At 43.8% G+C, this 11,365-nt stretch carries 7 protein-coding genes; 2 read left to right on the forward strand and 5 right to left on the reverse strand.

Annotation, left to right across the window (positions count from 1 at the left end):
* Positions 1-314 precede the first annotated feature (314 nt).
* From LC653_RS15395 to gloA, 3 genes are all read right to left on the reverse strand, one after another.
* Complete coding sequence (locus LC653_RS15395) at positions 315-956, reverse strand: class I SAM-dependent methyltransferase (RefSeq protein WP_229495298.1); 642 nt, start codon at positions 954-956, stop codon at positions 315-317.
* Between the two features lie 395 nt (positions 957-1,351).
* Positions 1,352-3,994 (reverse strand): ATP-dependent chaperone ClpB, encoded by a 2,643-nt coding sequence (gene clpB, locus LC653_RS15400; RefSeq protein WP_229495299.1) that lies wholly within the window; start codon positions 3,992-3,994, stop codon positions 1,352-1,354.
* A gap of 902 nt (positions 3,995-4,896) precedes the next feature.
* Positions 4,897-5,331: a lactoylglutathione lyase gene (gene gloA, locus LC653_RS15405; RefSeq protein WP_229495300.1), complete on the reverse strand. Its 435-nt coding sequence runs from the start codon at positions 5,329-5,331 to the stop codon at positions 4,897-4,899.
* 272 nt (positions 5,332-5,603) lie between these two features.
* Between gloA and eno the strand changes: the two genes are divergently transcribed.
* Positions 5,604-6,893: a phosphopyruvate hydratase gene (gene eno / locus LC653_RS15410; RefSeq protein WP_229495301.1), complete on the forward strand. Its 1,290-nt coding sequence runs from the start codon at positions 5,604-5,606 to the stop codon at positions 6,891-6,893.
* 67 nt (positions 6,894-6,960) lie between these two features.
* On the opposite strand, the gene argC is transcribed toward eno, so the two are convergent.
* Positions 6,961-8,019 (reverse strand): N-acetyl-gamma-glutamyl-phosphate reductase, encoded by a 1,059-nt coding sequence (argC, locus tag LC653_RS15415; protein ID WP_229495302.1) that lies wholly within the window; start codon positions 8,017-8,019, stop codon positions 6,961-6,963.
* A 566-nt stretch (positions 8,020-8,585) separates the two neighbouring features.
* On the opposite strand from argC, the gene ribBA reads away from it, so the two are divergent.
* Positions 8,586-10,259, forward strand: a complete 1,674-nt coding sequence (gene ribBA / locus LC653_RS15420) for a bifunctional 3,4-dihydroxy-2-butanone-4-phosphate synthase/GTP cyclohydrolase II (RefSeq protein ID WP_229495303.1) — start codon at positions 8,586-8,588, stop codon at positions 10,257-10,259.
* Between the two features lie 56 nt (positions 10,260-10,315).
* Here ribBA and LC653_RS15425 read toward each other — a convergent pair whose 3' ends face one another.
* Complete coding sequence (locus tag LC653_RS15425) at positions 10,316-11,188, reverse strand: N-acetylmuramoyl-L-alanine amidase (protein ID WP_229495304.1); 873 nt, start codon at positions 11,186-11,188, stop codon at positions 10,316-10,318.
* Positions 11,189-11,365 lie beyond the last annotated feature (177 nt).

An 11,365-nucleotide genomic window follows, 5' to 3' on the forward strand; every position in this document is an offset into this window, starting at 1 on the left:
GCTAATACAGCCTAGCCTTCTGCTTTCCAGGATAAACCCGGAGAACATAGAAGGGCATGATACCAATTAGGATTTTAAAAGCATAACTTAGGCGATCGCTCCTTTTCTAAGCATTGTTTGCCCCCATTTTGTGATTCGGATTTCCCTACTCCCGATTTTCACCGCAGGTTTCTTAGCCTAGTTGAGACTGCTGTCTAAATACAACATTTCATTAATTAGTAGAGAATAAATTGGGCAAACCTCTGTGTCCCTCTGCGCTTTACTCTGCGCCCCTCTGCGTTTAAAAAAATGTTCCGATTTCCCGCAAAGGTATACTAAGTATTGCTAGAATTCTTCTCCAACACTAAAAAATAGTGGTACGGATAAGTAGGATCGATAAATTCTTGCTTGACAGTTAACCCAGCTTTGGCAACAGAGTTTAAAATCCGCTTTTTGGGATATCCTTTCAAACCCATTTCCCAGTAGTGTTCGTCACATACTGGTTTTGTACTCCAGAATTTTGGCACATTGAGTAATAAATGCCTTGGTCTTCCGGAGAAAGAGGTTTTGATCTGAAATGCCAAGTATTGGGTGCAATAGGGAATTGAAATTACCAAAAATTTCTTGGTTGCTTCGGCAAGTTTTCTCAATGCTTCTTCTGAGTCAGGGTAAGGAAAATGTTCCAGCACTTGAAACAGAACAATCGCATCAAATTTATCTTTTGGTAATGAAAAATCTGTTGTCAGATCCAAAATTATTTCTGGCTTGAGATTGGGGTCAACATCAGCGGTAGTGACGTTGTATCCATTGTTCTTCAAAATGTCCGTTAACAAAGAATTAAAAATCCCAATTTCCAGAACGTTTTTTACCTGATTACCTAGCGAAAAAATTAGACGCAACTGGTGGTGGTAACTAATGAGCCGATTTTTTGATAAATATTCTGAATTTCTAATATCTAAAGAGGTGATGAGTTGCATAAACAATGCCTACCTAAGCTGATGGACTAACAAATGTGATGGGTATACAACTACAGGATTCCCGGAAAAACTTTGAAAATAACAGTTTCTCATTCTAATTCGTAATTCATCAGAAGCAAATTGATACAACACACATTAGAGGTTGTTTGAAAAGTGTTTCGCTGTGACTTTAGGCACTTTTAGATCCCCCCTAACCCACGCCAGTCGCTCCACTTGGGGAGACCCCAAGACCGCGCTGGCTCCCCTTAAAAAGGGGGGAATCGGAATTAAAGTCCCCCAATTTATCGGGGGATTTAGGGGGATCTAAAACTTTTGATACCGACAATAGGACTTTTCAAACATCCTCTTAGGGACGCACAAATGTGCGTCCCTAATATATTCCACGCAATTAATAACTATGTAGCAATCTGTGGTACTGATACCTTCACCAGGACTTTTTTGCTAAAAGATAAACCGTTTTCATTTTTATCAATGATAATCGTGTCTCCAGAGATAAAAGTATTTTCCAATAATTTGGTGGCGAGTGGGTTTTCTACTTCTCGCTGAATTGCCCGTTTGAGTGGGCGGGCACCATAAACAGGGTCATAGCCTGATTCGACAAGGTAATCACAGGCAGATTGGGATATCTCAAAGAAGATTTTTTGCTCGCGCAGGAGATTTTCTACCCGCTTGAGTTGAATACGGATGATCTGCCGCATTTCCGTGCGATTTAGGGTATGGAAGAGAATAATATCATCAACGCGGTTGAGAAATTCCGGGCGGAAATGCGATCGCAAGCCTTCCATTACCCGCTTCCGCATCGTTTCATACTTGGAATCATCACCAGATACATCCAAGATATGTTCACTACCAATGTTACTAGTCATAACAATGACGCTGTTGCGAAAATCTACCGTCCTTCCCTGAGAGTCAGTAATTCTCCCATCATCTAACACCTGCAATAAAATATTGAACACATCGGGGTGCGCCTTTTCGACTTCATCCAACAGCACCACTGAGTAAGGACGGCGACGAACCGCCTCGGAAAGTTGACCGCCTTCTTCATAGCCTACGTATCCTGGAGGCGCTCCCACTAACCGAGAAACTGAGTGTTTTTCCATATACTCAGACATATCCAAGCGCACCAATGCATCATCAGAATCAAAGAGAAACTGAGCTAGAGCACGGGCGAGTTCGGTTTTACCCACGCCTGTGGGGCCCATGAACAAAAATGAACCAATGGGACGAGAGGGGTCTTTCATCCCCGCACGGGCGCGGCGAATTGCAGCTGCTACCGCTTCTACAGCCTCTTCTTGCCCAATGACTCGTTGATGCAAATGACTTTCTAGTTGCAGCAACTTTTGCCGTTCCGATTCCAATAGGCGATTGACGGGAATTCCTGTCCATTTAGCGACGATTTCCGCAATATCAGCTTCGGTGACTTGTTCTCGCAGCAACGTGGAACCTTGGTTTTGAATTTCTAAAAGGCTCGCTTCTTTGGCTTCGCGCTCGTGCTGCACTCCCTCCAATTTGCCATACTTCAGTTGGGCAGCTTTATTTAGGTCATAGGCGCGTTCCGCCTGTTCAATTTGCACTCGCAGCGCATCTTCTTCTTTCTTTAAGGCGCTTATAGCCTCCAATATCTGCTTTTCACCTTGCCATTGCTCATTAAATATTTGCTGCTTTTGGGTTAAATTGGCGATTTCTTGTTCAATGCGCTGCAAACGTTCTCTCGTTTGGGGGATACCCTTTTCTTCGCCAGCTAATGATAGCTTTTCCATTTCTAACTGCATGAGGCGGCGATCAATGGTTTCCAATTCTGCTGGTTTGGAGGTAATCTCCATTTTCAACTGTGCTGCTGCTTCATCCACCAAATCAATGGCTTTATCTGGCAAAAAGCGATCGCTAATGTAACGCGCTGACAGTGTTGCTGCTGCTACCAAAGCCGAATCAGAAATTTTGACGTTGTGATGCACTTCATAGCGTTCTTTCAACCCCCGCAGAATGGAAATAGTATTTTCCACAGTTGGCTGATCGACAAATACTTGCTGAAAGCGGCGTTCTAGGGCAGCGTCTTTCTCAATGTGTTTGCGGAACTCGTCGAGGGTAGTAGCGCCAATACAACGCAGTTCTCCCCGCGCCAGCATTGGTTTGAGCAAATTTCCGGCATCCATTGCCCCTTGTTGATTGGAACCGGTGCCGACTACGGTATGTAGTTCGTCAATAAATAAGACAATTTGACCATTAGATTCCGTAACTTCCCGGAGAACAGATTTTAGACGGTCTTCAAATTCACCCCGATATTTTGCCCCAGCAATCAAACTACCCATATCTAAAGAGATAAGCTGGCGATTTTTCAAAGATTCGGGAACGTCACCGTTTACCATTCGTTGTGCCAAAGCTTCTGCGATCGCTGTTTTACCTACCCCAGGTTCACCAATTAGCACGGGGTTATTTTTACTACGACGAGACAATACTTGAATTACTCGCCGAATTTCGTCATCCCGCCCAATCACCGGGTCGAGTTTTCCAGATTTTGCCTGTTCTGTCAAATCTCTGCCAAATTTTTGTAAGGCTTCATAGCGGGATTCTGGACTTTGATCTGTCACCTTTTGGCTACCGCGAATGGCTTTGATAGTAGCTTCTAGTTTAGCTGCATCCGCACCAAAGCCTTTGAGTATCTTTCGTCCAACGCGATCGTCTTCAGCAAAGGCCAAAAGTATGTGTTCCACAGAAATGTAGGAGTCTTTCATCCTAGCTCTAGCTTCCTCGGCTCGGTCTAGTAAAATATCTAAATTGCGGCTAAGGTAAAGCTGATCGCTTTTACCAACTTTGGGCTGACGTTGGGTAAAGGCTTCTAGCTGCTGCTGCAAGCGGATTGGATCGACCTCAGATCGAGCCAGGATACGTATTGCTAAACTAGTGGGTTCTTCTAACAGGGCGATAATTAAATGTTCAACATCTAATTGCTGTTGTTGATAAGCACGGACTATATCCTGAGATTTAACAATCGCTTCCCAAGCTTTATCAGTAAATTTATTTGGATCTGTAGGTTGCATCTTTATAATTTTGGAATTTTGATTTTTAGTTTAAGGAGTGGGGACTGGGGACTTGTACTGAGCGACTTGCCTTGAGCGAAGTCGAAAGGAGCCGAAGTATTGGGGACTGGGTATTGGAAACTCTTCCCTAGTCCCTAATTATCCAAACATTCTGGGCGTATATCCGCGTGTATCTCCAGTGGCAATTTGGGATTGGTAATTGGTGATAATTTAATCCATTACCTATTTTCTAATTTAAAACGAAAACACTGTTCTGAACGGACTTTACCAAATGGTAATATTGGAGCGATGTCTACGAGGGGCTACGCCTAAGCTATTAGTGTTGCTCATCAACGACAGTATGGGCGTAATATTAATAGGATTTATGCAGAGAAGTTCCCCTAACCCGCCTAAAAAGGGGAGGCAAAAAGCGAAAAGTATCGCGCATCTGGGTTTACCTGCATGAAATGCCGGTGTGCAGCAAGAAGCAATTTCGCCCTATGTAGCTCAACTTTTCAAGACATCGGTGTAAATTTCCCTACAACTTTATTGCCTTTGATAGGGTTTTACTGGGTGGCTTAATTCGCTCCTTTTTAAGGCTTATCATTACCAACATCAAATAAATCAAATCTGACGCTTCGTTGTTAACCCGCCTGGGAATAAATTCCGAGGCTAATAGCTAAAGTCCTCTCAAGAGGACTAAATATAAGATCTTAAGCGATGTCGATGGCTAAATTTGTGTTAGGGAAAATTTCAGTCCACTTAAGTGGACTTCAGCTATCAGCCCAGAACTTAAGTTCTGGGCGGGATGTTGGCCAATGCCATACCTTGACTGTTACAAAAATGTGGCTCATGACAAGCCTTTTTAAGCAGGATCAAGCCTTAACCCAAGCGTATTGACTTAATATTCTTAATTATGAGAATTACTGACTCACAAGTTGCTCTTGCGATTCCTGTTTGACTGCTGATCCTTGAGTTCCCAGTTGAATCAGTTCAATTTTATACCCATCTGGATCTTCCACAAAAGCAATTACTGTCGAACCGTGTTTCATCGGCCCTGGTTCGCGCACGACTTTACCGCCCTGATTGCGGATTTCCTCACACGTAGCGTAAATATCATCAACGCCAAGGGCAATGTGACCGTAAGCATTACCCAATTCGTACTTTTCTACCCCCCAGTTGTAGGTTAGTTCTATCACTGAGTTGTCGCTTTCGTCGCCGTAGCCAACAAAAGCCAGGGTAAATTCTCCCCCGGGATAATCTTTTCGGCGTAGTAATTTCATTCCTAGAAGTTCACAGTAGAACTTTAAGGATTCTTCAAGATTGCCCACCCGTAGCATTGTATGTAGTAATCGCATATTGACCTTTTCTCTGTAATTGATTTAGTCTTATTCTCTGCCAATATTTTACCTAGCTCAAAGTCTGAAGGTAGAAATGCCATCAGGGAAACAATTAAAAGATCAAGGACAGGATAAACATTCTCTTGCCCATTTTTGGCGTTGATCCCTATCCATATAATGGAAATCTTCTTTAATCTCAGCCAATAAAGTCTCTTAACCGCCTATGCTAGCGATTGGGTTAGGCAGATGGACTGTATGCGTAACAGACTCGAACAAAGGATAAAGTACAGATGAGTAAATTTCTAGATACTGCAATTGTTGCGATCGCAGCCCGTGAAATTCTTGATTCACGCGGTAGACCGACAATTGAAGCCGAAGTGCATTTAGCCAATGGTGTTGTAGGACTGGCGCAGGTTCCCAGTGGTGCCTCAACTGGCACTTTTGAGGCTCACGAACTGCGTGATGGCGATAAAAGCCGTTATGGGGGCAAAGGCGTACTCAAAGCAGTACAAAACGTCAAGGAAGCACTTGCACCTCAATTGTTAGGCTTGGATGTCCTCAACCAAGAACTCCTAGACCGGACAATGATCGCCATAGATGGTTCTGCTAACAAATCCAATTTGGGAGCTAATGCGATTTTGGGGGTTTCCTTAGCAGCTGCTAAAGCTAGTGCTGAGTCTTTAGCAATTCCTCTATATCGCTATTTGGGTGGCCCTTTAGCGAATTTGCTACCAGTGCCGTTGATGAACGTGATTAACGGTGGCGCACACGCATCAAACAACGTGGATTTTCAAGAGTTTATGATTGTGCCAATTGGCGCAACTTCCTTCCGGGAAGCCTTACGCTGGGGTGCAGAAGTGTTTGCCACCCTCAGTCAAGTATTAGATGAAAAGGGTTTGCTCACTGGTGTAGGCGATGAAGGTGGCTTTGCGCCTAACCTAGAGTCTAATCAGGTGGCTTTGGAATTGCTAGTTGCTGCCATTAAGAAAGCTGGTTACAAGCCAGGGGAAGAAGTAGCTTTGGCGTTGGATGTAGCGGCTAGCGAATTTTACAAGAATGGTCAGTATGTTTACGATAGTAAACCTCACGCCCCGGCTGAATTTATTGATTATTTAGGACAACTAGTTGACCAATACCCAATTGTGTCAATTGAAGATGGCTTGCATGAAGAAGATTGGCAAAGTTGGCAATTGCTCACCCAGAAGTTAGGTTCGCGGGTGCAATTGGTAGGCGATGACTTATTTGTTACCAACGCTACTCGCTTGCAAAGAGGCATCCAGGAAAAAGCTGCTAATGCCATTTTGATTAAACTCAACCAAATTGGTTCTCTTACTGAAACCTTGGAAACAATTGATTTAGCAACTCGCAACAGTATCCGTTCAGTAATTAGCCATCGTTCTGGTGAAACAGAAGACACAACGATCGCTGATTTAGCCGTAGCAACCCGTGCCGGTCAAATCAAAACAGGTTCTCTCTGTCGCAGCGAACGAGTAGCAAAATACAATCGCTTGCTGCGAATTGAAGATGAACTAGGCGATCGCGCCGTTTATGCTGGTGCTGTGGGTTTAGGGCCGAAGTAGAGACTGGGGACTAGGTTACAGGTTACAGGTATTTCCTTTCCCCTGTACCCTGTACCCTTTCCCCTAATTATGGATAAAACCCCAACTTGGGCAACCCCAAAGTTTCATCCCAGCCCATCATTAGGTTTAGGCACTGAATCGCTTGTCCCGCCTGTCCTTTAATTAGATTGTCAATTGCTGACATGACAATCACGCGACCTGTGCGCGGGTCAACTTCTACACCGATGTAACAAAGATTACTACCACTAGCCCATTTGGTTTGAGGGTAAACGCCGCTACCGCAGACTCTCACCCAAGGAGAGTTGCGGTAGAAGGCTGAGAAAATTGTAATTAAATCATCTCGCACTAGACCGGGATCGCTCATTGTGGCATATACCGTTGCCAAAATACCGCGTACCATTGGGATAAGGTGCGGTGTAAATTGGATCATGAGTTCGTGACCAGCTAAGTCACTGCAAATTTGCTCAATTTCTGGGGTATGACGGTGACGGCCAATATTGAAAGCTGCTATAGAGTTGTCTGCTTCAGCTAGTAATAAATTAGTTTGAGCTTGCCGTCCACTGCTAGATGTACCAGATTTGGCATCGATAATAGCTGTTTCTGGTCTGATTAAGCCTTGCTTTAAGAGTGGCGAAAGTGCAAGAAGACTAGCGGTGGGATATGAACCAGGACAGCCAACGAGTTGAGCTTCGGCAATGCGATCGCGATAAAGTTCTGGTAATCCATAAACTGCTGTAGCTGCAATTGTGCGATCGCTTCTCTCAATGCCATACCAATTTGTATAAGTTGTCAAATTACTAAACCGATAGTCTGCACTCAAATCTAGTACTTTACATCCTTTTTCCAACAATTTGGGCGCGATTTGGCAAGCTAGACCATTTGGTAAAGACAGGAAAACTACTTCACATCGGTGAGCAATTATTTCTGGTTCTACTGCTTCTATTAGCAGGGTAGTTGCATGAGCCAGATGCGGGTAGAGATCCCCGAAGGATTTTCCGATACTGCTCTCACCGCCTAAATAAACCAGTTCGACTTCTGGATGATCCATCAGTAGCCGTACTAACTGTACTCCTCCATAGCCCGACGCGCCAACAATCCCAACGGGTACGCGTCTAAATTTGCCCATGATCTGAAATCCTTATCCCATGAATGGTGAATTCGTTATCAGCTATCAACAATATCAGCGACTAGACGCACAGCGTACAAAACACATGAAACCCCTCTACTTTTTTCAGATGCCGGAAAGGAGTGACGCGGCGAAATTGTCAAATATTTTATCGTCAATCAAAGGGTTTAAGACCCCAACCATTACACGTAGTGCGGAGTCGGAGCCACTCCGCCTCCGATCATTTTCAGTCGGGGTTTAAATCGAACGTAGTTGCCACAACGCTCTTAACCTATCGCTTGGCACTTCTCAACTCTTAGAGACGCATTCGCGTTCGTCTGAAAATGTCTAAAATGTTTGAATGCGTGAATGCGTGAATTTTGAATTGTTAATTGTCTCTCTTGTCTCCCTTGTCCTGTTCATCCTTGATTGTCGTTGCACTCTACTAATAAACCCCGATTTTAGGGGCAGAAATTTTTGCTAGGTTATCAAATCATTGCTAGTCTACTCCTCTGCCTTATAAAGGAGCTACAATCTAAAAGAAGAAATTGTTAAAAAAATTTACGTTGGTAGCTGGAAATCTTTCTGTGTCACAGCCTAATACTAACCAAGCTTTTAAATTTGATTCGATTGATGCCGCCTTAGCAGACCTAAAAGCTGGTCGCGTCATTGTAGTGGTAGATGATGAAAATAGAGAAAATGAAGGCGACTTAATTTGTGCCGCCCAATTTGCCACACCCGACATGATTAATTTCATGGCGGTGGAAGCTAGAGGGCTGATTTGTTTGGCAATGACAGGCGATCGCCTAGACGAGCTAGACTTACCCTTGATGGTAAGCAACATTACAGATACTAACCAAACTGCCTTCACTGTAAGTATTGATGCCGGCCCAGAATTGGGTGTAACCACAGGCATCTCAGCAGAAGACCGCGCCCGCACTATCCAGGTTACTCTCAACCCAGCGACAAAACCTACTGATTTACGTCGTCCTGGTCATATTTTCCCGATTCGGGCTAAAGCTGGAGGCGTACTCAAACGCGCAGGACATACGGAAGCGGCTGTGGACTTAGCCCGACTAGCAGGACTATACCCAGCAGGAGTAATTTGTGAAATTCAAAACTCCGATGGTTCAATGGCGCGGTTGCAGCAGTTAGTCGAATATGCGAAACTTCACAATTTAAAAATCATTAGTATTGCGGATTTAATCAGTTATCGGCTACAGCACGATCGCCTAGTATATCGTGAGGTGATTACCAAGCTGCCTAGTCAATTTGGCCAGTTTGAAATTTACGCTTATCGCCACACCCTAGATAATACAGAACACGTTGCAATTGTCAAGGGCGATCCAGCTAACTTCAAAGATGAGCCAGTAATGGTGCGGATGCACTCAGAATGCTTAACTGGTGACGCTTTGGGTTCTTTGCGCTGCGACTGTCGGATGCAGCTTGTAGCTGCACTCAAAATGATTGAGTCTGCTGGTCAAGGTGTAGTTGTATACCTGCGTCAAGAAGGACGGGGAATCGGCTTGATTAACAAGCTGAAAGCCTACTCATTGCAGGATATGGGACTGGATACAGTAGAGGCAAATGAGCGTTTAGGATTTCCCGCTGACTTGCGAGACTACGGGATGGGGGCACAAATGCTCATGGATTTGGGGATTAAAAAGATACGTTTGATTACCAATAATCCTCGTAAAATCGCTGGAGTTAAGGGCTATGGGATGGAAGTAGTCGATCGCTTACCGTTATTGATTGAGGCCAATGACTACAATTCCTATTACCTGGCAACAAAAGCGAAAAAGCTGGGTCACATGCTGTTACAGACTTATCTGGTAACAGTAGCAATCCATTGGCAAGATGACCCGGAAGCTGTGACGGAACGTTATGAACGCTTGGAGAAACTGCGACACTTAGCGAAAAGTAATGATTTATTGTTACAGGAAGAAGCGCGTCCATTAGCGATCGCTATATTTGACGAGCCATCTTTGACAGTACACTTGGGTTTTGATCAGCCAAAAGTTGCTAGCTGTGATTGGTATAGCCAAAGTGGTCATCCTTACATACAGGCTATCTTCCAAATTCTGGACAACCTAGCAACTTTGCCTTACATCCAGAAACTAGAATTTCTGATTTCTTCTGGTTGCGATCCCTTGAGTAATTTACAAGTCCAACTGGATCGACAGACATTCTCGAATGGTACACTGCCTTCATCGATTAGCGATCGCCTGGAAACACAACAAATTTATAGCTTTAGCAAATAGCTTAGTTGAATAAATTTTGTCGGGTGTGTTATCGCAAAAGCGTAACGCACCATTTTTTATTTACTCACTCTATAGATTGGTTTAATTTGACGATAAGTATTAAGTAAGCTCAGAAATTTATTACCATCAAAACTTATCGGGTCAACTTTTTTACCAGAACGGTCTACTAGATGGTGCGTAGTGATGCGATCGTCTGGCACTTGACTTTGAGCAATTAACCAAGCAAGAGAATTATATTGAGCCTCCGTATAGCCGCTATGGGTTTGTTGACTGCTACCGTCATAACCATCTGGCGGTGTTTCCAAAGAAACGTGATAAGCAAAATTATTCACAGACGCAGGCAAATTCGGATTAGTCTGCACAGTTTCCACTCCTTGTGGAGTCTCAAATACTGAGTTAGCTGCACCAAAAGCTCGCTTTTCTGGCGGTACTAGATAAACCACCGTTCCGTCTAACTTGATTAAGGCGTGGTAACTTGCTTGCACATTTTCATCGTCATGGGCTACTTGAAAGAAATTGATGGCGCTAGAAGCAGAATAACCAGTTTCATGGAGGACGATAATTGGTTGGTTGTTGAGAGGAACGCCGTTAACATCTTGGGCGTACCGTTCTCCATAGTTAGTTGGGTTAACTGAGACAACTTGATAATTAGGTCTGTACTGTGCAAAAGCTTGAGTGGTTACGTACCTTGCTACAGGCTTGTTAATCTTGACTGGGGACTTGATAACATTTTGAGATTTCTTCTCCTCTAAGTTTTTCGCTGATTGAAATTGCGCCTGTGGATATTGACTCCAGGCTGTAACCTCTGGTTTTGATGTAGTCGGATTATTTTGTAATTTTGTCACTCGTCCAATTAGCAGCACTACAATTAAAGCCATGAACATCAGCGAGATTAATAGCACCCTAGTCGCCCAGTCTTTAAACCTCATTTTTCTAATACCCGTAAAACGGTAGATATTAACTTATAGCTAAACTGGCGTGTCCTTCGTAGGGCGCACAGCTGTAAACCTCTACTGCCTATGGTATCCAAACGAGAATCGCTATAATACCTTAATTATTGATTCTGAATTCTAAATTTTGCATTCTTCTTCAAATGCTATCAAAAC

The organism is Nostoc mirabile CHAB5784 (assembly GCF_020829645.1).
In the GTDB taxonomy this organism is placed as follows: domain Bacteria; phylum Cyanobacteriota; class Cyanobacteriia; order Cyanobacteriales; family Nostocaceae; genus Nostoc; species Nostoc mirabile.

Excerpts from the sequence above, each read along its gene's own strand:
- LC653_RS15395 (WP_229495298.1), bottom strand. The coding sequence starts at position 956 with ATGCAACTCATCACCTCTTTAGATATTAGAAATTCAGAATATTTATCA.
- clpB (WP_229495299.1), bottom strand. The coding sequence starts at position 3,994 with ATGCAACCTACAGATCCAAATAAATTTACTGATAAAGCTTGGGAAGCG.
- gloA (WP_229495300.1), bottom strand. The coding sequence starts at position 5,331 with ATGCGATTACTACATACAATGCTACGGGTGGGCAATCTTGAAGAATCC.
- eno (WP_229495301.1), top strand. The coding sequence starts at position 5,604 with ATGAGTAAATTTCTAGATACTGCAATTGTTGCGATCGCAGCCCGTGAA.
- argC (WP_229495302.1), bottom strand. The coding sequence starts at position 8,019 with ATGGGCAAATTTAGACGCGTACCCGTTGGGATTGTTGGCGCGTCGGGC.
- LC653_RS15425 (WP_229495304.1), bottom strand. The coding sequence starts at position 11,188 with ATGAGGTTTAAAGACTGGGCGACTAGGGTGCTATTAATCTCGCTGATG.